This is a genomic window from Nocardia sp. JCM 34519.1 (genome assembly GCF_020361265.1).
In the GTDB taxonomy this organism is placed as follows: domain Bacteria; phylum Actinomycetota; class Actinomycetes; order Mycobacteriales; family Mycobacteriaceae; genus Nocardia; species Nocardia arthritidis_A.
Map to the genome: position 1 here is coordinate 12,690 of NZ_JAIRBR010000004.1, position 20,731 is coordinate 33,420.

21 protein-coding genes are annotated in these 20,731 nt (G+C 67.9%); 11 read left to right on the forward strand and 10 right to left on the reverse strand.

Features of this window, described 5'->3' with window-relative positions:
- Complete coding sequence (gene hemC, locus LGY53_RS12330) at positions 1 to 924, forward strand: hydroxymethylbilane synthase (protein WP_225726811.1); 924 nt, start codon at positions 1 to 3, stop codon at positions 922 to 924.
- A 10-nt stretch (positions 925 to 934) separates the two neighbouring features.
- Here hemC and LGY53_RS12335 read toward each other — a convergent pair whose 3' ends face one another.
- Positions 935 to 1,855, reverse strand: a complete 921-nt coding sequence (locus LGY53_RS12335) for an SDR family oxidoreductase (protein WP_225726812.1) — start codon at positions 1,853 to 1,855, stop codon at positions 935 to 937.
- 108 nt (positions 1,856 to 1,963) lie between these two features.
- On the opposite strand from LGY53_RS12335, the gene LGY53_RS12340 reads away from it, so the two are divergent.
- Positions 1,964 to 2,623, forward strand: a complete 660-nt coding sequence (locus LGY53_RS12340; protein WP_225726813.1) for a TetR/AcrR family transcriptional regulator — start codon at positions 1,964 to 1,966, stop codon at positions 2,621 to 2,623.
- Here LGY53_RS12340 and LGY53_RS12345 read toward each other — a convergent pair whose 3' ends face one another.
- Both LGY53_RS12345 and LGY53_RS12350 read right to left on the reverse strand, forming a co-directional pair.
- On the reverse strand, positions 2,624 to 3,616 hold the full coding sequence (locus tag LGY53_RS12345) for an NAD(P)-dependent alcohol dehydrogenase (RefSeq protein WP_225726814.1): 993 nt from the start codon (positions 3,614 to 3,616) through the stop codon (positions 2,624 to 2,626).
- A gap of 102 nt (positions 3,617 to 3,718) precedes the next feature.
- The gene (locus LGY53_RS12350) at positions 3,719 to 4,396 is read right to left on the reverse strand and encodes a GntR family transcriptional regulator (RefSeq protein ID WP_225726815.1); all 678 of its coding nucleotides are present in this window, start codon (positions 4,394 to 4,396) and stop codon (positions 3,719 to 3,721) included.
- A gap of 135 nt (positions 4,397 to 4,531) precedes the next feature.
- On the opposite strand from LGY53_RS12350, the gene LGY53_RS12355 reads away from it, so the two are divergent.
- The 6 genes from LGY53_RS12355 to LGY53_RS12380 all read left to right on the forward strand — a co-directional run bounded on the left by LGY53_RS12355 (position 4,532) and on the right by LGY53_RS12380 (position 11,334).
- On the forward strand, positions 4,532 to 5,647 hold the full coding sequence (locus LGY53_RS12355) for a mandelate racemase/muconate lactonizing enzyme family protein (RefSeq protein ID WP_225726816.1): 1,116 nt from the start codon (positions 4,532 to 4,534) through the stop codon (positions 5,645 to 5,647).
- An 18-nt stretch (positions 5,648 to 5,665) separates the two neighbouring features.
- A complete protein-coding gene (locus LGY53_RS12360) occupies positions 5,666 to 6,988 on the forward strand; it encodes a cation:dicarboxylate symporter family transporter (RefSeq protein WP_225726817.1) in 1,323 nt (440 codons plus the stop codon).
- A 12-nt stretch (positions 6,989 to 7,000) separates the two neighbouring features.
- Entirely contained in the window at positions 7,001 to 8,173 is a 1,173-nt protein-coding gene (locus LGY53_RS12365; RefSeq protein WP_225726818.1) for a mandelate racemase/muconate lactonizing enzyme family protein, read from the forward strand.
- A gap of 177 nt (positions 8,174 to 8,350) precedes the next feature.
- The gene (locus LGY53_RS12370) at positions 8,351 to 9,322 is read left to right on the forward strand and encodes a UbiA family prenyltransferase (protein ID WP_225726819.1); all 972 of its coding nucleotides are present in this window, start codon (positions 8,351 to 8,353) and stop codon (positions 9,320 to 9,322) included.
- A gap of 155 nt (positions 9,323 to 9,477) precedes the next feature.
- The gene (locus LGY53_RS12375) at positions 9,478 to 10,383 is read left to right on the forward strand and encodes an IS5 family transposase (RefSeq protein WP_225726820.1); all 906 of its coding nucleotides are present in this window, start codon (positions 9,478 to 9,480) and stop codon (positions 10,381 to 10,383) included.
- Positions 10,384 to 10,455: 72 nt separating this feature from the next.
- The gene (locus LGY53_RS12380; protein ID WP_225726821.1) at positions 10,456 to 11,334 is read left to right on the forward strand and encodes a RimK family alpha-L-glutamate ligase; all 879 of its coding nucleotides are present in this window, start codon (positions 10,456 to 10,458) and stop codon (positions 11,332 to 11,334) included.
- Between the two features lie 40 nt (positions 11,335 to 11,374).
- Here the strand turns inward: LGY53_RS12380 and LGY53_RS12385 are convergent, their stop codons facing one another.
- From LGY53_RS12385 to LGY53_RS12395, 3 genes are all read right to left on the reverse strand, one after another.
- Positions 11,375 to 11,992: a hypothetical protein gene (locus tag LGY53_RS12385; RefSeq protein ID WP_225726822.1), complete on the reverse strand. Its 618-nt coding sequence runs from the start codon at positions 11,990 to 11,992 to the stop codon at positions 11,375 to 11,377.
- 117 nt (positions 11,993 to 12,109) lie between these two features.
- A complete protein-coding gene (locus tag LGY53_RS12390; RefSeq protein WP_225726823.1) occupies positions 12,110 to 13,438 on the reverse strand; it encodes a DUF2254 domain-containing protein in 1,329 nt (442 codons plus the stop codon).
- An 8-nt stretch (positions 13,439 to 13,446) separates the two neighbouring features.
- A complete protein-coding gene (locus LGY53_RS12395; RefSeq protein WP_225726824.1) occupies positions 13,447 to 13,656 on the reverse strand; it encodes a molybdopterin-binding protein in 210 nt (69 codons plus the stop codon).
- A gap of 83 nt (positions 13,657 to 13,739) precedes the next feature.
- Here LGY53_RS12395 and LGY53_RS12400 point away from each other — a divergent pair, with 83 nt between their 5' ends.
- A complete protein-coding gene (locus LGY53_RS12400; RefSeq protein ID WP_225726825.1) occupies positions 13,740 to 14,630 on the forward strand; it encodes a G1 family glutamic endopeptidase in 891 nt (296 codons plus the stop codon).
- Here LGY53_RS12400 and mptB read toward each other — a convergent pair.
- The 3 genes from mptB to LGY53_RS12415 all read right to left on the reverse strand — a co-directional run bounded on the left by mptB (position 14,621) and on the right by LGY53_RS12415 (position 17,507).
- Positions 14,621 to 16,219: a polyprenol phosphomannose-dependent alpha 1,6 mannosyltransferase MptB gene (gene mptB / locus LGY53_RS12405; protein ID WP_225726826.1), complete on the reverse strand. Its 1,599-nt coding sequence runs from the start codon at positions 16,217 to 16,219 to the stop codon at positions 14,621 to 14,623. The genes LGY53_RS12400 and mptB overlap by 10 nt on opposite strands.
- 71 nt (positions 16,220 to 16,290) lie before the next feature.
- A complete protein-coding gene (locus tag LGY53_RS12410) occupies positions 16,291 to 16,932 on the reverse strand; it encodes a hypothetical protein (RefSeq protein WP_225726827.1) in 642 nt (213 codons plus the stop codon).
- 152 nt (positions 16,933 to 17,084) lie between these two features.
- On the reverse strand, positions 17,085 to 17,507 hold the full coding sequence (locus LGY53_RS12415; RefSeq protein WP_225726828.1) for a MarR family winged helix-turn-helix transcriptional regulator: 423 nt from the start codon (positions 17,505 to 17,507) through the stop codon (positions 17,085 to 17,087).
- A gap of 51 nt (positions 17,508 to 17,558) precedes the next feature.
- Here LGY53_RS12415 and LGY53_RS12420 point away from each other — a divergent pair, with 51 nt between their 5' ends.
- Positions 17,559 to 18,587, forward strand: a complete 1,029-nt coding sequence (locus LGY53_RS12420) for a hypothetical protein (protein WP_225726829.1) — start codon at positions 17,559 to 17,561, stop codon at positions 18,585 to 18,587.
- Positions 18,588 to 18,621: 34 nt separating this feature from the next.
- Here the strand turns inward: LGY53_RS12420 and LGY53_RS12425 are convergent, their stop codons facing one another.
- Entirely contained in the window at positions 18,622 to 19,158 is a 537-nt protein-coding gene (locus LGY53_RS12425) for a helix-turn-helix domain-containing protein (protein WP_225726830.1), read from the reverse strand.
- 90 nt (positions 19,159 to 19,248) lie between these two features.
- Here LGY53_RS12425 and LGY53_RS12430 point away from each other — a divergent pair, with 90 nt between their 5' ends.
- On the forward strand, positions 19,249 to 20,649 hold the full coding sequence (locus tag LGY53_RS12430) for an MFS transporter (protein ID WP_225726831.1): 1,401 nt from the start codon (positions 19,249 to 19,251) through the stop codon (positions 20,647 to 20,649).
- Positions 20,650 to 20,731 lie beyond the last annotated feature (82 nt).

The window sequence follows — 20,731 nt, forward strand, 5'->3', positions numbered from 1 at the left end:
ATGTCGCGCGTGATCCGCATCGCCACCCGGTCCAGTCCGATGGCGCTGGCGCAGGCGGAGCAGGTGGCCGGGTTGCTGGCCGCGGCGGGCGCCGAGAGCGAACTGGTCAAGGTCACCACGGCGGGCGACCGCTGGATGGGCGACCTGTCGAAGCTCGGTGGGAAGGGCGCGTTCGTCAAGGAGATCGATCGCGCCCTGCTCGACCGCGAGGCCGATCTGGCGGTGCACTGCCTCAAGGACATTCCCGGCGATATCCCGGTGCCGGAGGGGCTCGCCTTCGCCGGATATCTGCCGCGCGACGATATCCACGACGTGGTGATCAGCCGGTCCGGCGCACCGCTCGCCGAGCTGCCCGCGGGCGCCGTTGTCGGCACGAGTTCGGTGCGCCGCACCGCGCAATTGCTGCTGCACTACCCGCACCTGACCGTGAAACCGTTGCGCGGCAACGTGAATACCCGGCTGGCCCGGCTGGAGGACGGGTACGTCGACGTGCTGATCGCGGCGGTGTCCGGATTGCACCGGGTGGGCCGGGCCGACCGCATCACCGAAACGCTGGACCTGGAGACCATGTGCCCACCCATCGGCGCGGGCATCATCGCATTGCAGTGCCGGGCAGATGACACCGAAATGCTGGATCTGGCAAAGCGATTCGATCATCCGGAGACGAGGCGGCTGGCCGATGCGGAGCGGGCGATGCTGCATGCGCTGCAGGGACACTGCAATTCGCCGATCGCCGGATTCGCGCGCACCGAGCCCACCGGCCGACTGACCTTGTACGGCAAGGTTTTCAGCGCCGACGGCAGCCGCTGGCTGGATTCACACCAGTGGGGTGTGCCGGAGGAGCCGCAGGCGCTCGGCTTCTTCGTCGGCGCCGATCTGCTGCGCCAGGGCGCCCGCGCCATCATCGATGCGATACCGCACTGACCCTCGAAAGTTACTGCGGCAGTTGGGTTCCGGTGAGTTGTTCGGCCATGGCCCACAGCCGCCGGCCCACCTCGCGGTCCTGTGCGCGCCGGTTGATCCGGACGGGCCCCGCGGGGCCGACGGTGCCGAATCGCCCACTGGGACCGTAGTATCCGCCGTTTCGCGCCGCCGGATCGGTGGCCGCGATGAGCAGTGATTCGACGCCCTGCGCCACATCCATGGACGGCATGATCCGCATGCCGACCGAGTTGAGCATTCCGAGAAGTGCGGTGTTGCGACCCATATTCGGGCCGGTGGTCTGCAGATTGGTGCGGGTGTAGCCGGGGTGGGCCGCGATGCTGAGCAGCGGCCAGCCGCGCTGTGTGGCGATCTCGGCGAGCCGCACGCTCAGGATCAGATCGGCCAGTTTGGACTGCGCGTATGCGCGGTATCCGCTGTAGCCGCGCTCGGATTGCGGATCGTCGAGCCGGATCCGGCCGAAATCGGCGAAGCCGCTGCTCATGGTGACGACGCGGGGGTGGTCCGCGCGCAGTAGCTGCGGCAGCAGCCGCATGGTGAGCGCGAACGGGCCGAGGAAATTGCTGCCGAATTGGAGTTCGAAGCCGTCCGCGGTGGTGTGCCGTTCGGGCGGGGCCATCACGCCCGCATTGTTGACGAGCACGTCGAGCCGGGTGCCGGTGGCGATGAGATCGTCGGCGAATTCGCGCACCGAGGCCAGTTCGGCGAGGTCGAGCCGGCGGACCTCCAGCTTGGCGGCGGGGTGGCGGTCGAGGATTTCGGCCTTGGCGGCCTCGCCCTTGGCGGGTGTGCGCACGGCCATGATCACCTGCGCGCCCGCACCGGCGAGCCGGGCGGCGGCCTCCTTGCCGAGGCCGCTGTTCGCCCCGGTGACGACGATCGTTTTGCCGGTTTGATCGGGAATTTCGAACATCCTGCACTCCCTGGATTCGGGGTAAAAGACCAATGGTCTGTTGCGTCCTCAACGCTAAGAGACCAATGGTCTGATGTCAATAGACCGATGGTCTGAAATAATCGCGGCATGGGCTTCCAACGGGCACGCAGTGAGGAGCAGCGCCAGGCGCGCAGGCGCACGATTCTGGATACCGCGGCCGCCATGCTCGCCAAGCGTCCGGTGGCCGATATCGGCCTCAACGAGCTGGCCAGGTGTGTCGGGCTGGCGAAATCGAATGTGCTGCGCTACTTCGAATCCCGGGAGGCGGTGCTGCTGGAGCTGCTGGACCTGACCTACCGGGAATGGCTGACGGAGTTGCGGCCCAAGCTGTCCGGCGCCACGGGCAAATTGCCCGCCCGGCGCAAGTGGGTGATCGACGCGGTGGTGTCGACCCTGGCCGCGAAGCCGATGCTGTGCGAGCTCTGGAGCTCCCAGGCCGCCGTGCTGGAGCGCAACGTCTCGCCCGAGGTCGCGGCCCGCTTCAAACGCTCCTGGCTCGCCGCCACCGCGGAACTGTCCGAGCTGGTGCGCGGCGCGTTACCCGAGTTCGGGCCCGACGATGCGATGAAATTCGCTGGGGTGCTTGTCTTTTCGGCGGGCAGCCTGTGGAGTCACACCAATCCGTCGGCGGCCATGGTGACCGCGTACGAGCGGAATCCGGACCTGGCGGCCGTCCGCCTCGACTTCGCCACCGCGCTCACCGAACTGCTGACCGTGATCGCGAAAGGTGTGCTCGCACCGGAGTGATCACACTGTGAGAACCACCTTCGCACGCGCGTGCTCCGATTCCAGGTAGCGGATCGCATCGGGCGCCCGGTCCAGTGGATAGGTGCGGTCGATAACCGGTGCGACGCTTCCGGATTCGATGAGTTCGCGCAGTGTCGCGAGCTTGTCCCGTCCCGGCTTCTCCATCAGTTGCCGTGCCCGCAACCGGCCGAAGCGCGCCGCCAACAGACCCTTGATGGATAACGCCATCGGCCCGAGGAAACTGCCGCCGGTGAAGACGCCGCCGCCGGATATGACGAGTACGCCCTCGGGTCGCAGCGCGTTCTTCAGTGCGCCTAGCGATCGATTCGCTACCAGGTCGAAGACTATGTCGTAGCGTTTTCCGTTGGCGGCGAAGTCTTCTCGGGTGTAGTCGACGATATCGTCGGCGCCGAGCGAGCGCACCAGCTCGACATTGCGGGTGCTGCACACGCCGGTGACGTGTGCGCCGAACGCCTTGGCCAGTTGTACGGCGAATGTGCCGACACCACCCGACGCGCCGTTGATCAGCACCTGCTGGCCCGGCCGCACCTGCCCGACATCGCGCAGGCCCATCAATGCGGTGATACCGGCCAGCGGCACCGCCGCCGCCTGCTCGAATGTCAGTCCCGCCGGTTTGATGTCGACGAGATCAGCTGGAGCGCAAACATATTCGGCGAACGCGCCATCCGCCTCGCCCAGGTCGCCGTATACCTCGTCGCCGACCCGCAACTGCGTGACCGCGCTGCCCACCGCCGTGACCCGGCCCGCGAAATCCCGGCCGCGAATCGGTCGTTTGGGTCCGCGCAGCCCGGCCGTCGGTGAAATCAGCCGCAGCACACGGGGATCACCGCGCAGCACGTGCCAGTCATATGCGTTCACGCTCGCGGCGTGCACCCGAACCCGCACCTCATCGGCTCCCGGCTGGGGAACCGGAACCTCGCGCAGCGTCAGGACATCCGGCGCGCCGTAACGTTCCTGCACGATCGCCTTCATGGTGGCCTCCGTGGCGCCGGGGGCAGGTCCGCCGACCGGCCCGTCGCAACCTCGGCGCTCCAGCTGATGGTAGGTCCGAGAAAGGTGTCGCGGCAGGGGTATTCAGTCACCAGATGCGGCGAGCATGCGCTCCTTGCCGGAGCGGATATGCGCCTCCATCAGCGTGCCCGCCGCGGTGTCGCCCGCCGCGAGCCGGTCCAGGATCTCGGCGTGCTGCGCATTGGAAGTGCGCCTGGCGGTAGCGGTTTCGAGCCCGTGCCGCCGGAACAGGTGCAGCTCCTTGGAGATATCGTCGTAGAGCTGGCACAGGCGCGGATTACCCGACAGTGCCACGAGTTCGCGGTGCAGATCGACATTGCCCGGGTAGTAGTCGTCCACCTTCGGGATGGCTTTTTCGAGCCGCCGCACCGCCTTTCGGAGCTCGGCGACCTGCTCGGGGGTGACGCGTTCGGCGGCGAGGCGGCCCGCGAGCCCGAACAGGCCGGCCCGGATGTCGTAGAGCTGGGCGGCCTCGTCGATGGAGATCTCGCGCACGAACATGCCGCGGTTGGTGCGGAATTCGACGAGCCTGCCGCGTTCCAGCTGACGGCAGGCCTCGCGCACCGGGCCCCGGCTCACCCCGAGCCGCAGGGCCAGCGCGGATTCGTTGATCCGGTCGCCGCCCTTCAGCGCGCCGGTGATGATCATTCGCTCCAGTTCCTCGGCGATCAGGCCGAGCAGGGATGGGCGCTCGGCGACCCGGCGCTGCAGCGCGCTCATTGCTTCCGTGGGCTCCGGCATCGGCACTCCAACTCGCATCACCTGGACGACAGCTCCGCATGCTCGCACAGTCGATCGTCAATTGCAAATCGTTGACAGTTGACAATTTACCGGCGCAGACTCGGGCCACCGTCCAATGCGAACGAAGGAGGACGGATGAAAATCAAGGACATCCGGGCCAGCGTGCACACCACATCGATCTCGGTGCCGCTGATGAGCGAACAGGTCAGCGGCTACGGCCGCGAGGAGCAGAAGGAATTCGTCTTCTGCGAGGTGGAAACCGATCAGGGGCTCACCGGCGTCGCGCTCACCGGACATTTCCTCGCCAGATCCGTGGTGGTCGCGCTGGAGCGGCACTTCCTGCCCGTCGTGCGGGACATGGATCCGACGGAGACCGAGGCCATCCACCAAAAGGTCTGGCGCACATTGAATCCGCGCACGATGACGGGTGTGGTGTCCAGCGCCCTTTCGCTGCTCGACATCGCGCTGTGGGATATCAAGGGCAAGATCGCCGGGCGTTCGGTGGCCAGTCTGCTCGGCGGCGCGCGCACCGAGGTGCCCATCTACGTGACGTTCGGATTCCCGCAGTACGACCGGGAAACGCTGGCCGCCGCCGCTCGGCTGCAATTGGATCAGGGTGTGCGCGCGCTGAAACTCGTTGTGGCCGTTGACAAGGGCGGCTGGCGCGAGGACGCGGCGCGCATCCGCGCGGTGCGGGCCGAGGTCGGTGACGACATCGATCTCATGATCGATGCCAACTACCTGTTCACCCCGGTGGAGGCCGGATTCCTCTGTCGCGCCGTGGAAGACGTCGGCCTGACGTGGTTCGAGGAACCGCTGCACCAGAACGACGCGCGCGCCATGGCGGATCTGCGGCGGCACACCCGAATTCCGTTGGCGGCCGGGCAGATGGAGGGTCATCGTTGGCGGCTGCGTGAGCTGGTCGAACATCAGGCCGTCGACATCCTGCAGCCGAATGTCTGCTACTGCGGCGGATTCACCGAGGCGCGCAAGGCCGCCCACCTCGCGCAGATCTACAATCTGCCGCTGGCGCACGGCGGCGGCTGGCCGCTGTTCAACCTGCACACGCTGGCCGGGCTGATGAACGGCTGGATCCTGGAGTGGCATCTGGGCATGGTGCAGGTGGGCGAACTGCTCTTCCCCGACGCGCCGAAACCGGTGGACGGCCGCATCGCCGTGCCGGACCGGCCGGGCCTCGGCCTGACCGTCGACCGCGCCGCGCTGCGCGAAACCCTCGTGCCGGATCTGTGATGACGCGGGGTAATTCACATGAGCAGCACGACAATCGACGTCACACCGGAGTCCGCCGCCGGTCCGTCCCGGTGGCGCAGGCTGGTCACCAACACCAGCTTCCAGGTGCTCGTCGCGGCGATCGCCGCCGCGATATTCGGCATCCTCGCGCCGAAGGCGGGTGCGGCTGTGCAGCCGGTCGCCACCTCGTTCATAGCGCTCATCCAGATGCTGATCGCGCCGATCGTATTCCTGGTGACGGTCACCGGGATCGTGACCGCGGGCGGTATGAAAGCCGTTGGGCGCATTGCCGTTCGGGCGCTGATCTACTTCGAGGTGGTCACCACCGTCGGCATGGTGATCGGGCTGGCCGCGGTGAACCTGCTGCGGCCTGGCTCCGGCGTCGCGCCGCCCGCACACGCTTCCGGTGACATCAACAGCTACGTGAGCGGTGATGCCAAGAACACCTCGTTCTCGGCCTTCCTCGCGGATCTGGTGCCGAACAACGCCGTCGGCGCCTTCGCGGGCGGCCACATCCTGCAGGTGCTGATGTTCGCGGTGCTGTTCGCCGTCGCGCTGCTTCGCCTGCCGGACAACGTATCCCAGCCGATCGTCACGGGCTGCGCCCGGCTCAGCGCCGTGCTGTTCCGGATGATCGGGATGATCATGCTGCTCGCGCCGATCGGCACCTTCGGCGCGGTCGCGGCCACGGTCGGCAAGTACGGTCCGCAGACGCTGACCGCGCTGATGCGGCTGGTGGCCGTATCCGCGCTGGCGCTGGCGGTTTTCGTGCTCGTCGTGCTCGGCGGCGTCGCGCTGCTCGCCGGATTCTCGCTGTTCCGGTTGATCAAGGTGCTGCGCGGGGAACTGCTGGTGGTGCTCGGCACCTCGTCGTCGGAGGCCGTGCTGCCGCGGCTGATGGAGCGGTTGGAGGGCGTCGGGTGCCGGCGCAGCGTGGTGGGACTCGTTGTGCCGACCGGGTTTTCGTTCAACCTCGACGGTGTCGCCGTGGTGGTGCCGATCTGTGTGGTGTTCATCGGGCAGGTGTACGGGACGCCGCTGGGCTTCGGCGATCAGCTGACGCTGTTCCTGGCGTTCCTTTTGCTGTCCAAGGGCACCGCGGGCATCAGCGGGTCGGCCTTCGTCACCCTGGCCAATACGGTGGCCGCCACCGCGCTCGTCCCGGTCGCCGGACTCGCGCTGGTGTTGTCCGTCGACCGATTCCTTTCGCTGATAAGGGCTTTGACGAATGTGCTGGGCAACGCGGTGGCCACCATCGTCGTCGCGCGGTGGGAACCCGGCGGGCTGGACCGGGCGGCCGCCGCCGCGAGCATCGGCCTGCGATGTTCGAAAGATAGTTAAGGAGAACAAGATATGCCTCCTATCGTCGCGATACACGAGGGCACCGTCCCGATCAGTTCCTCGATGAGCAATGCCTTCATCGACTTCAGCGCGATGGACTGCTCCATCGTCGCGGTGGTCAGCGATGTGATCCGGGACGGCGAACCGGTGGTCGGCTACGGATTCAACTCCAACGGCCGCTACAGCGCGGGTGAAATCCTGCGCCGCCGCATCATTCCCCGGCTCATGCAGGCGGCCCCGGACGATCTGCTGACCGACGACGGCCGCGCCATCGATCCGGCGCGCGCGTGGGATGTGATGGTGCGCAACGAGAAACCCGGCGGACACGGGGAACGGTCGGTGGCGGTCGGCGTCATCGATATGGCGCTGTTCGACCTCGCGGCCAAACTGGCCGGGCTGCCGCTGTACCGGTGGCTCGCCGAGCATTACCGGCTCGGCGCGCCCGACGACGACGTATTCGTCTATGCCGCAGGCGGTTACTACGCGCCCGGCAAGGGGCTGGCGCAACTCCAGGACGAGATGCGCGGCTTCCTGGACCAGGGTTACGACGTGGTGAAGATGAAGATCGGCGGCGCGAGCCTGTCCGACGATATCAAGCGCGTCGAGGCGGTACTGGAGGTGTTGGACGGCAACGGATCCCGGCTCGCGGTGGACGCCAACGGCCGCTTCGATCTGGATACCGCGCTCGCCTACGGCCGGGCGCTGGAACCGTACGGGCTGTTCTGGTACGAGGAGCCGGGCGATCCGCTCGACTTCGCCCTGCACGCAACGCTTTCCGAGCGCTACCCCGGGCCGCTGGCGACGGGGGAGAACCTCTTCTCGGTGGCCGATGCCCGGAACCTGATCCGCTACGCGGGTATGCGGCCCGACCGCGACTATCTGCAATTCGATCCGGTGCTCGGCTACGGGCTGGTGGAATATCTGCGGATCCAGCAGATGCTTCGGCAACACGGCTGGTCGGCGCGGCGCTGCATACCGCATGGCGGACACCAGTTCTCGCTGCACATCGCGGCGGCGCTGAAGTTGGGCGGTAACGAGTCGTATCCGGGTGAATTCCAGCCGACGGGCGGATTCGCCGACAACGCCGTCATCGCGGGCGGCCGGATCGGGCTCGGTGACACGCCCGGAATCGGATTCGAGGACAAGGAGAAGCTGTACCGGGTGTTTCGCGCACTGCACGCCTGAACCCGGTTGTGCGCATGCCACGCCGGCGGGAGTGGCATGCGCCATGCGGCGAGCCCGGCTGACACGCCGGAGGGGTACGGACAATTCCGACCACTTACCGCGAATTCGCGGGCGAGTCGGAGCGACATCGACTACCCCTGTGGGCGACCTGAAGGCAACCCGTACGGGGGAGGGCTGTTGCGCAGCTTCGCGAACACCGCGCCGGTGGCGACCGCCAGAACGTTCATCGATACCGCGGTGCACCGGGCCGGGCCCTCGGTGGCCGTGCGGGCGGCCGGAATCCTACGTTCCACCCGGGTGTGGACGCGGCTCTGGTTCGATGTGCTGGCCCCGCTGGCCATGTTCAGCGTGCTGTTCACGCACTGGGTTCCGCTATGGAAGATCCTGGTGTCCGGCATTGTCCTCGGCGCGATCCACCTGGGCTCGACGCTGATCAACGACGCGATGGACGTCGATATCGACAGCGCCAGTTCGGAACGGTCGCGATACGCGCGGGTGCTGGTCACCGGGCGGGGTCGCGCGGGCGATTTCATCGTCTGCGGTGCGCTGCTGAGCCTGCTCGGAATCGGCCTCGCATTCCTGCTATCCGAATTCGTCGGTGCGCTGGTCGCGGGGGCGGTGGCCGTCGCGACCGCGTACAACGTTCCGCCGCTGCGGCTTTCGGGCAGGCCGATCTGGCCGCAGCTGATGTGGCCCACCATCTGGCTGCTGATGTTCGGCATCGCGGGACAGGTGATCGAAACCGACAAATGGTCGCGCGCATGGCTTTTCGCGATATTCGTCGCATTGTTCATGGGTGTCGGCGAGGGCATCACCCAGGACGTGCGCGACCTGGACAACGACGCCGCTGGCGGGCGGCGCACCACACCCGTGGTCTTCGGCGTCACCCGCGTCTGCCTGGTGGCGCTGACGGCACAGGCGGTGGGCGCCGCCTGCTGGGTCTGGTTCTGTGTGAGTTATCCGCTGCCGGTGTGGATCCTGATCGCGGGGGATGCCGTGCTCGCGGGCTGGCTCACCCAGCTGGCCGGGCTGATTCGCCGCCTCGACGCCGAATTCGACAAAGACACCGCGAAATACACGCACGTCGGATCGATCTACGTCTTCGGCGCGCTGAATGTGATTACCATTCTCGGTGTGCTGCTCGGCTAGGGCGTGTTTCGAAGTAGGTGATGGGGTGGCACCGCTATGCGGTGCCACCCCATCAGTGTGTTTCGGTGGAAGCTGTTGCCCGCGTTGGCGTATGGGTGAGGTCTCCGGTATTTCGGGTTAGCGACCAAGCAAACCTGAATAGTGCCGGAGACCTCGTGGCCAGCGTAGCGGTGACGGGGCGTGCGGATCTGACCGATGCCCAATGGGCGCGGTTGGAGCCGTTGCTGCCTCGTGGGAAGAAGGCGGGACGCCCGCCGAAGTGGACGAAACGTCAGCTGATCGACGGGATCCGGTGGCGGACTCGGGTCGGGTCACCGTGGCGGGACGTGCCGGTCGAGTACGGGTCCTGGCTGGCGGTGTATGGGCTGTTCCGGCGCTGGCAGCGCGCCGGAGTGTGGGTGCTGATCCTGAAACTGTTGCAGGCGTTCGCCGATGCGGCTGGTGCGATCGTCTGGCAGGTCGGTGTCGACTCCACGATCGCCCGGGCTCACCAGCACGCCGCCGGAGCTCGCCGCGATGGCCACGGGCAGGCCGAACCACCGGGCGGGGTCGGTGACCGGGAGCCGGTCGATCACGGGTTGGGCCGGTCGCGGGGCGGGTGGAGCACGAAGCTGCATCTGGCGTGTGAGCAGGGCTGCCGGTTGTTGTCGGTGTTGATCACCCCGGGTCAGGCGGGTGACAGTCCGCAGATGACGGCGGTGCTGGACGGGATCGAGGTGCCCAAACCCGGGGGTGGTCGGCCGCGGGTGCGGCCGGTGCGGGTGCTGGCCGACAAGGCGTATTCCAGTCGCGGTAACCGGGAATGGTTGCGGCAGCGCGGCATCCGGGTGACTATCCCGGTTCCCGCCGATCAAGCCGCGCACCGCCGCAACCGAGGACCCGCCGGTGGCCGTCCGCCGGCCTTCGACTCGGTGATCTACCGCGACCGCAACGCGGTCGAACGCGGCATCAACCAGCTCAAACAGCATCGGGCCGTGGCCACCCGCTACGACAAACTCGCCGTCCGCTACCTGGCCACCATCCACATCGCCGCGATCAACCAATGGCTACGACACCAGTGAGGGCGGGCCGGACGGACCGCCCTCACCACTTCGAAACACTCCCTAGTCGACGTGGGGCAATATCATCGTGTGGTGCCGACACTCGCCATCGCGACCTGCGTCAAGTACCCGACCCTGCTCCCGCAGGATGCCGGTTTGATATCGGGCCTGCGCGCGGCGGGCATCGATGCGCGGTTCCTGCCGTGGGACGATCCGGCGGCCGAGTGGTCGGGTTACGATGCCGTTGTCCTGAACGGGGTTTGGGGATACCACCGGCGCTGCGATGATTTCCACGAGTGGCTGAGCCAGCTCGGCTGGACCGGTGCGGCCGTGTGGAATTCGCCGGACCTGGTGCGCTGGAACAGCGATAAGACATATCTGCGGCAGCTGGAGGAACGCGGCGTCCGCATCGTCCCGACCGTATTCGTGCCGCAGGGCGCGGCGGTGCGGTTGACGGATTTGCTCGATGCCAGGGGCTGGGCCGATGCCGTTGTGAAACCGGCGATTTCGGCGGGCGCGGACGACACCGTGCGGATCTCGCGCGACGCTAGTGCGGCGGACATCGGACAGCGCACGCTCGATGCGATCACCGCCTCGGGGACCGCGCTGGTGCAGGCCTTCGTTCCCGAGGTGCGCACCGACGGGGAGTGGTCGCTGTACTTCTTCGACGGTGCGCCCAGTCACGCGGTTATCAAGCGGCCCATCGGATCCGATTACCGGGTCCAGCCGATGTTCGGCGGCGTGGCCGAATTGGCCGATCCGCCCGCGTGGTTGTCGGAGCAGGCGCGCGCCACGCTCGACGCGCTGCCGGAACCGCCCGTGTACGCCAGGGTCGACGGTGTGTGCCGGGGGCGCGAATTCCTGCTGATGGAAGTGGAACTCATCGAACCGGCGATGTTCTTCGACCTGGCGCCGTCGGCGCTCGACCGCTTCACCGACGTGATCGCGGCGCGCGTACATTCGCTCCCCTAGCGCTCGCTCCGTCGCGAGCGGGGAGGCTGTGCCCATTCGCTCACTCCGGAATGGTCATGAGCAACAGTCCGATCACGATGAGCAGGATATTGCTGGCGACGGCCAGCCCACGGGTGATGGATTCCGCGCCCGGCCGCAGCCAGCCGCACAGCGCGATGGCCGCGAGCTGTGGCAGCGCGAGGATCGCGGCGTAGATCACGACCAGCGGTGAGCGGGCCGGGAATTCGGTGACGACGGCGGTGGCGGTGATCAACTTGGTCAGCGTCGCGGCCGAAAAAGGCAGGCTGACAACGTAATACGAGATGGCGACCGGCACCGTCGCCAAGGTGCGGCATGGCAGCGGCGGCAATGTTCTGTGGCCGCGCAACAATTCGTAGCCGCCCGCCGCCACCAGCAGCAGCCCGAGCAGCGGCCGGAATTCGGCGATGGTGCGCAGCGCGTCGAGCAGCAGCGGCCGGTGGAATCCGGAGGTGATCGCCACGCCGACACCGACGCTCAGCGTCGCGAGCGTCGCGGTGAAGGTGACGGCCGAACAGATGCGGCGGTGCGCGGCGACGGTGGTGGCGACTATGGCGAGCGCGACCGGATCGAAGCTGTCGACCACGGCCAGCCCGACGACCCGAACCGCAGCCGAATCCATTGCCGCCCAGTCGATCACACCCGGACTATACCGGCCGTCATGCTGCGGTTATAGCGGCAGGCACTGAGCTGTGACCAGGCCGATCCCGCGCCGGGCGCAGGTCGCGCGACCCGGCTGATCGCCGGAGGACGCGAATCAGTTCGGTTGGTCCGGGTATCGCTCGGGGCTCGGGTCGACGAGCGCGCGGTAGCGGCGCAGTACGTCCTCGCGGTCGGCCGGTTCCGGCACCGACGCGCGAGCCGAGCGCTCGATCATCGCGGCCTGGTCCAGCAGCACCTGACGCTGTTCGAGGGTGGTGGTGCGATCCATGATGGTGGCCAGCGTGTCCAACTGCCGGATCATCACGGCGGGCATGCCGACACCGGATTGGCGGATCTTCTCGAAGGCGCGCTGCACAAGGCGTTCATAGCCGGCGTGGGTGGCGATCACCCGGATGGCGCCGTCCCTGCCACGGCGGACCGGATCCGGATCCCAGGAGGTGGTGATCCGGCACAGGCAGTCGCCGAGCCAATCTATGCAGGCGAGGGCCGTGAAAATATCGTTGGTCGCCGGGCCGAGCGCGCGCAGTGCGATCTCGACCAACTGGTCGATGCCGAAGGAGATGTCCTGGGTGAGGGTTCGGGTCGAACCCGCGACGTGTACGCGGGCGAACTGCTCGGCGACCTGATCGGCGGCGGACGCGGGCCAGACGGTGGCGACCACCTGCCCCTGGGTCAGGAAGTGGCCGGGCCGGTAGGGGAGGTGGATCACCGCGTCGGCCTCGGTGGCGATGCGCACCAGCTTCTCGTACCGGATGTACTGCAGGTAGCCGCTGCCCGCGACCCGGACCTCGCCGCCCTCCGCGGCCAGCAGGCGCAGCAGTTCATCGGCCGACGGTCCCCGCTCGGGCGCCCCGGTGGTGGACCGGTTCACCTCGACCGCGCTGGACACCTCGACCGCGATCCCGGCGATCACATTCGGCAGCTGGATCTGCATCGCGACGTGGTTGATGAAATAGATCAGCACCGCAAGATCGATGACGAGCGAGACGATCGAGACGGTGGTGCAGATATGCGGCACGAAATCGGGCCCGATCGACACCAGGGCGGCGATCGCGTAGACGAAGCTCGCGACGAAGGTGCCGAGGGTGACCTGGGTGCCCCGATCGCGGATGAAGGTGCGCAGCATGCGCGGGCCGAATTGGGTGGAGGCCAGGGTGAGCGCGACGATGGTGATCGAGAAGACAACGCCGACAACGGTGATGATGGCCGCAGCGATGGCGGTGAGCAGCTGCCGCGCCGCGTCGGGGGTGCCGCCGATCACCCAGGACGGGACGGTGAACACCGCCCGGTACGCGGCGCGATCGAGGGCGAAGGTGATTGCGAAGAGCACGATCGCCGCCAGTACCTCGACGGCGGGCACGAACCACAGATTGGTGCGCAGCGCGTCCCGGCGACGGTCGATTTCCAGATAACTGCCAGGCACGATGCCCGCTATTCGACGCCGAGCGCGACCTCTGTCGACTTGATCAGCACCTTGACCGGCGATCCGGCGTCGAGCCCGAGATCGTCGGCGGCGTCGCGGGTGATGGAGGAGGTGATCTCGTCACCGCCGTTGAGCCGGACGCGAATCACGGCCATGGCCTCACCGCGGGTCACCGAGATGACGGTGCCGTCCAGTTGGTTTCGGGTGCTCAATCGCATGCGGGTGAGCTTACGCAGCCGAGGTCGGTTCGAAACGGATGCCGTGCCGGTGTCGCGATAGCGCTCGGCTATTGTTCGCTGCCATGCGGCTGTCGGTATGCGATGCGCGGGTGTGGGCGGTTGTGGTCGCGGTGCTGATCATCGGAGCGGATAACGGCGTCGCCGAGGCCGCGCCGCAGCGCGCCGAGGCGCCGGATATCAGCAACTGGGCCGGGTATGTGGTGCACGGCGCGTTCCGGACGGTCACCGCCAGCTGGGTGCAGCCCACCGTGGTGTGCACGCATCCCGGTGTGGTGCAAGAGATTTCGCCATGGGTCGGGCTCAACGGTGACGCGGTGGACGGCGCGCTCGCGCTGCCGCTGGTGCAGACCGGCACCGAAACCACCTGCGACAGCGTATCGGCCGATATCGCGGCCGATCCCGGGCTCGCCCTGCAGGGCGCCGCCGCCGACTGGACCGACCGGAACCCGCCGCTGGCCGAACTGTTGCAGCTGGCCAGCCAAAACGCCTTCGACACTTTGGGTCCCGTCGCCGATCGGATATGCGCGTTCGGGGCGCTCGGCGACGCCTGCCGCGCCCGGCCCGACAGCCGGTCGTGGTGGGAGGCGTACCCGGAGCCGCCGCACGACTATTCCGACGCGGTCGTCCGCCCCGGCGACACCGTCCGCGCGACCGTCACCTACGACGGCGTCGCCTACACCACAACCCTGGAAAACCGCACCCGCGGCTGGACCCGATCGACGCAGCGCGAATCACCCGAACCCGCCCGCACCGCGGAGGTAGTCGTAGAAGGCGTCCTCGACAACGCTCTGCCCAGATTCACCCCCATCACCTTCACCGATATCGCCATCGACGGAAAACCCCTGTCCGCCTTCCCCGCCCAGCCCACCGGCATAGCCGCCACCAACCGCTCCCTCTTCCCGGGCCCGATCGATACTTCCGGCTTCACCGTCGGCAAACCCCATCACGACTGAGCCGCGGCCGCGACGCCGGACGGTTCCGCGGAATGCCGAGCCCGCTCGCGTGTCGCCGCATCGGCGGAATACGCCACGCGGGTGCCTGTCGCGCGCCAGGGGAGGGTCGTTCGGGTGAAGAAGATCAGGGTCAGGCCGGTGATGGCGGCTGCTGCGGCGGCCAGGGCTACCGCGAAGGGGGATTGGTATTCCGAGCCGCTTGGTACCTGTAGGAACGAGAAGAGCACTGTTATGCCGATGATGGCGCGTTGGTAGCCGGTTGTGGCTGCCCAGGCGGCGAGCGGGAGGATGGCCCAGAGCAGGTACCAAGGGTGCATCACCGGGAAGAGAATGACGATGGCGGCTATCGAAAGGCCCAGTCCGCCAACGGGATGTAACCGGTCCCGGTAGACCGAGAACAGGAGCCGCACGGTGATGGCCGCCGCGATGAGTTCGCCTAGAGGGCGGGTGAATCCGAGCACCGCGGTGGTGTGATCGCCGAGTCCGAGCAGTACGCCGCCGAATCCGGTGATCATGCCGAGCGCGGTGGACGGGGACAGCCAGCTGCGGATGGCGGTCGCGATATCGAGGGTGCCGAGCCAGCCGAAGCCGAGTCCGCTGACGGTGCTCGTCACCAGCATCACCGTGCCCGCGACCGCCGCGGTGAGCGCCGCGGCGGCGGGCAGTGCGAACAATGGGGCCATCCCGCGGCGAATCCAGCGCCGCGCCAACGCCATTCCGATGAAACCGAGCGCGACCAGCGCGGGGATCTTCACCATCGCGGCCAGCGCGATCAAGGCGCAGCCGCCGGTCAGCAGCGCCGCGGTCCGGGCGTTCGGCGGGCCGTCCGCTTCGATCGCGGTGAGCGCCGCGACAACGCCGGTGAGCATCAGCCCCATCATCAGCGCCTCGTTGTGCACGCCCGCGACGAGATGGAAAAGCACCAGCGGATTGGCCGCGCCGAGCCACAGCGCCCGCACCGGCGCGACCCCGCACCGCACCGCCAAATGCGGTAGCGCCCAGGCGATCAGCGCGATACCGATCAGCGCGACGGCCCGGTGCATGAGGATGCTCGCGACGATATCGTCGCCGGTGAGCCGCGAAATCCCGCGACCGAGCGAGAGGAACAGCGGACCGTACGGTGCGGGCGTATCGCGCCAGATCGTCGGCACGGCCCGGGTGAGCACGTTATCGATGCCGAGCGCGGGGCCCGGCCCGAGCGCGTACGGATCCAGTCCGCGCGCGCCGATTTCCCCCTGTGCCAGATAGGAATAGACGTCCTGGCTGAACAGCGGCGGCGCGACGACCAGCGGGGCCGTCCAGAGCCCGACCGTGCCGAGTAGCTGTGCCCGGCTCAGATCCGTGACGAATCGGCCGAGCAGCAGCCAGGCCGCGACGATCATCGCGATGCCGAGCAGGCACATGGTCATGGCCGAGGTCGGCACCCGGGCGAACAGGCCGATGAACCGCACGCCCTGCGTCGGATCCTGCAGCACCGGTTGCGCTCCCGCGCCGAGCGCGCCGATCGCCAGCAGTACGCTGCCGGTGGCGCCGAACAGGCGGATACGACGGATCTGCTCCGTCACGTCCTCGGATCCGCGCGCTGCCACCGCTCGGACCGTAGCGGTATCAGTCGTCCGTCAGATGACGGCCGAATGGCCACCGGCGAAACGCGACGGATTCAGTATTCGTGCCACTGCCGGAACGCGCCCGCGGCATTACCCACCGGTGCGGGCTCGGTCTTGTGCGCGCCGCGCCGTGCCGCGACGACGAGTGTGGTTGCCAGGCAGGCGAGCAGGCCGGTGAAGATCAGTGCGCCGCCGATGACGAGCGGACCGACGAACGACGCGCCGACGCCGGGTCCGATGGCGGCCGAGATGTCCTCACCGTCCGTCGCGACCTGGTACGTGCCGGGCCGGGATGCGGTGAACGCGTAGGCGACTCGGCCCTCGTGGCCGTCGACGCGATAACCCATACTGGATTCGCGGTGGCGCAGTTGGACGGGTTTGCCGTCCGGATCGGTGAGTTCGACGGTGACGGGGTGCGCGGGTTCGGAGAGGCGAGCGCCCTGATATTCGAGGTAGACGTAGTAGTCACCGCTGTCGGTGAGCCGGACCGGTGCGGGGCCCGGCGCGCTCGCCCGCTGGAATGCGGCGATGCGGTCCACTGGCCGCACGAAACCCGTTGCCGCGTAAGTGATTCCACCGACGATTCCGATCACCGCGAATAGTGCGCCGAGGGCGAACCACCAGCCGGACGGGGTGATGCGCTCGGGTTCGCGCCGTGTGCTCGGATAAGCGGACGGCGCATAAGGTTGTGGCACAGGCGAGCCCTCCCGATTGCTGGCGATGTGGCGGCAGCCGACAGCCTACGACGCCGGTCGGCCGCCGCGTGCGCGGGTCGGTGGATCGATGCGGTGTGTGCCGAATGTCGGGTGTGTCGTCGAGTGTCACAGTGACGCAACGGCATTGATCATCATTCGGCGTTGTACCGGTGCAGGTAGTCGGCGAACCTGGTGATGTCGGCGTCGGGCCACTCGCGCAGGCGTTCGGCGAAGGCGGTCCGCCGGGCATCCTCCGCTTCGCGCGCGACGCGTTTGCCCTCGCGGGTCGGTCGCAGGATGTGGTTGCGGCGGTTGGTCGGATCGATAGCGCGAGTGAGGTAGCCGAGCCGCTCCAATGCGGTGACCTGCCTGCTGACGGTGGACTTGTCGAGCAGGAAGTGGGTGGCCAGGTCGGTGGCCTGGCAGCCGTCGCGCTCGATCACCAGGTCCAGGATGCTGAATGCGACGAGCGACAGTTCCGGATGCAGTTCGGCGGCGCGGCCGCGGGCGCGCCGGGCGAATGCGGTGAGCTCGCGCTGGATGGTGTCGATCGCCACGTCCCTCGGTCCGGTCATAGTTGTATGATACAACCATAATAGTTGTATTTACCAACCATTGGAGTGCGCATGGTGCAGCATCAACTCCGGCACGTCGCCGGACATCTACTGACGCCCCTGCTGATGTGCCTCGGTATGGCACTGGCCTACCTGGGCGCCTTCCATCAGCCCGAGCCGAACCATCTGAAGGTCGCGGTGATCGGGACGACGCCGCAGGTCAAGGTGCTGGCCCAGACCATGAAGGACCGGGCGGGCGACAAGCTGGAGGTGCTCACCCTGCCGACCCGCGACGACGCGGTGCGCGAATTGCGGGACCGCACCCTGTCCGGCGCCTACGCTCCGGATGGGCCGCGACCCGAATTGCTGGTGGCCAAGGCCGGCTCGGACACCACGGCCATGGCGGTCGAGGTGGTGTTCCAGCAGGTGTCCGGGCAGCAGGGGGTGCCGCTCACCGTCACCGATATCGCGCCGCCCACCGGCGGTGATCCGACCGCGCAGGGCATCTTCTTCCTGCTCGTCGCGCTGAGCGTCGGATCGTACGGCAGCGTCGCGGCGATCGGCGCCGCCGGTGCGGGGCTGCGGATGGGGGTTCGCGCACTGCTCGGCCTCGGGGCCGCGCTGGCGGTCAGCGTGATCGGAATCGTCGTCGCCGGACCGGTTTTCCACGTCGTCGACCACGATCAGGCCGCTGTGTGGGCGCTGGCTTTGCTGTACTGCGCCGGAATCGTGCTGGTCGGCCTCGGCCTGCACACCTTCCTGCAGCGCTGGACGACGCTGGTGCTGATGGTGTTGTTCGTCATGCTGAACTTCACCTCGTCGGGCGGTATCTACCGGCCCGAGTTGCAGAACGGCTTTTTCGGTGCGCTGCATGCGTTTTGGAATGGGGCGGGCTTCGTCGAAGGGGTGCGCGGGCTGCTGTACTTCGATGCGGGCGCGGGCTTCGGTGCGCGGTTGGCCAGCCTGTTCCTTTGGCTCGCAGCGGGTTTGGTGCTGGTGGTGGTCGCGAGCATCGCCGAGAAGAAGCGCCGGGTGTCCGTCGCGCGGCATTCGGTCGATCGTGCCGCCGAGGAGGAGATGGAAGAGGCGGTCGCCGTGTGATCGACGCGGTATCCGGAATGCGTTGGGGGCCTTGTCAGTCCGTATTCGTGGCCGCTTTGGTATTCAACGGCACCAGCAGCCGGTGCGGCGTGCGCAGCGCGCGCGACACCGGATCGTCGCGGATCGAGAAATCGGCCCCCGGACCCGGATGGATTTCGAGTTCGGCGGGCCCCGGGGTGTTCCGGCAGGTCGCGCAGTGGCCGGTGGGATCGACCGCGGTGCCGCATGTCGTATGGATCCAGAGCCTGCGCGGCGCGCCCGGTGAGGTCCGGATATCGCCCCATTGGACCAGTGCGTAGAGGGCGGGCCACAGTGAGATGCCGTGTTCGGTGAGCACGTACTCGTCGCGGCCACCGTGCCGCTCCCTGGTCAGTAACCCATCCGCGACCAGCGCGGAAAGTCGTTGGGTGAGAACGGCTTTGGAAATGTCGAGGTGTTCGGCGAAATCGGTGAACCGGCGCACGCCGTAGAAGGCGTCACGCAGGATCAGCATCGTCCAGCGCTCACCGACCAGCTCCAGGGCGCGGGCCAGGCCGCAGTCCTGCCGTGCGTAATCGACGCCGAGTGCCATTCGTCCAGTGTAGCCGAAATGGTCTGTTGACCGAACCATGTCATGGAACCTATAGTTCAAACGGTTCGGTCAACAGACCATAGGAGTGATATGCGCACCTCGGAATCGCGCACCCTGGCCGTGGCATCCGGCGGCACGCTGATCGCGCTGATCGCCTTCTGCGTACCCCTCACCGCGATCAACGAGACCGCCACCGCCCTCGGCGCCGACTCCGGCGGGCGCATCTGGATCCTCAGCTCGATGAGCGTCGGGCTCGGCGCGGCGCTGCTCTCGGCGGGCACCATCGCCGACGACTACGGCAGGCGGCGCATTTTCGTCTCGGGTGCCGCGCTGTTCGCCATCGCCTCCGTCGCGGCGGCATGCGCACCGGGCACGGTCACATTCGTCATCGCGCGCATCGCCGAGGGCGTCGGCGGCGCGGCATTGATCGCCGCCAGCCTCGGCCTGATCGCACACGCCTTTCCCGCGGGACCGGCGCGCGCGGCGGCCAGCGGGGTGTGGGGCGCATCCGTCGGCGGTGGAATCGCCCTGGGCCCCTTGCTCGCCGGCGTATCGGGTCGCTTCGCCGATTGGCGCGCGGCGTATTGGGTGATCGCGGTGGTGGCCGCCGTCATCGCGGTGGCCGCGGGCAAACTACTGGACGAATCCCGGGTCGAGCATCCGAGCAGGCTCGACGTGCCCGGCACGCTGCTGCTGGCCGCCGGGATGAGCGCGCTGCTCGCCGCGCTCATCGAGGGCCGATCCGGCGGCATCCGGCCCATCGTGGTCGGGCTCGCCGTCGCGGCGCCGGTGCTGCTCATCGCCTTCTTCGTCGTCGAATTGCGCAGCAGGGCGGCGATGCTCGATCCGCGGCTGTTCACCAGGCCCGCCTTCCTGGCCGCCGCCGGCGCCGCCTTCGCCACCGGTATGGGCATCATCGCGCTCATGTCCTACCTGTCCGGCTTCGTCGGTGCGGCGCTGGGGATTTCGGTGCTCGGCGCGGCCTGGCTCACCTTCGCCTGGTCGGCGACCAGCGTCGTCACCGCGCTGTTCGCCCGCAGGATCCGGTTGTCCGGCCGGATCCAGCTCGCCATCGGGCTCGCCGCTGTCGGAGTGGGTCAGCTCACACTGCTCGGGCTCGGACCCGAATCCGGTTGGCAGCGCTTCGTGCCCAGCCTGATCGGCATCGGAATCGCCAGCGGCGTCGTCAATGCCGGACTCGGTCGCGAGGCGGTCGCCTCCGTTCCGGCGGGGCGCGGCAGCCTCGGCAGTGGGGCCAACAACACCGCCCGCTACGTCGGATCCGCCGTCGGTGTCACCGTCGTCTCGGTAATCGCGAGCAGCCCGGCGCATTCCGATGCGTCGGCGCTGTTCACGGGTTGGAACCACGCGACACTGTTCACCGCCGCCGCATCGTTCGCGGGTGCGCTGCTGGTGCTGGCCTGCCGCCCACGCGGTGCCGTCCCGGAACCGATCGCGGCCGCCGCGATCGGCGATAGCCTGAAACTCTAAGTGCCGCAACGAACTTCCGCATCGTGTAGTAGGGTTGGCCGCGAATTCGCCGGGCCCGGCAGTTTCGACGCCGGGCCGGTTC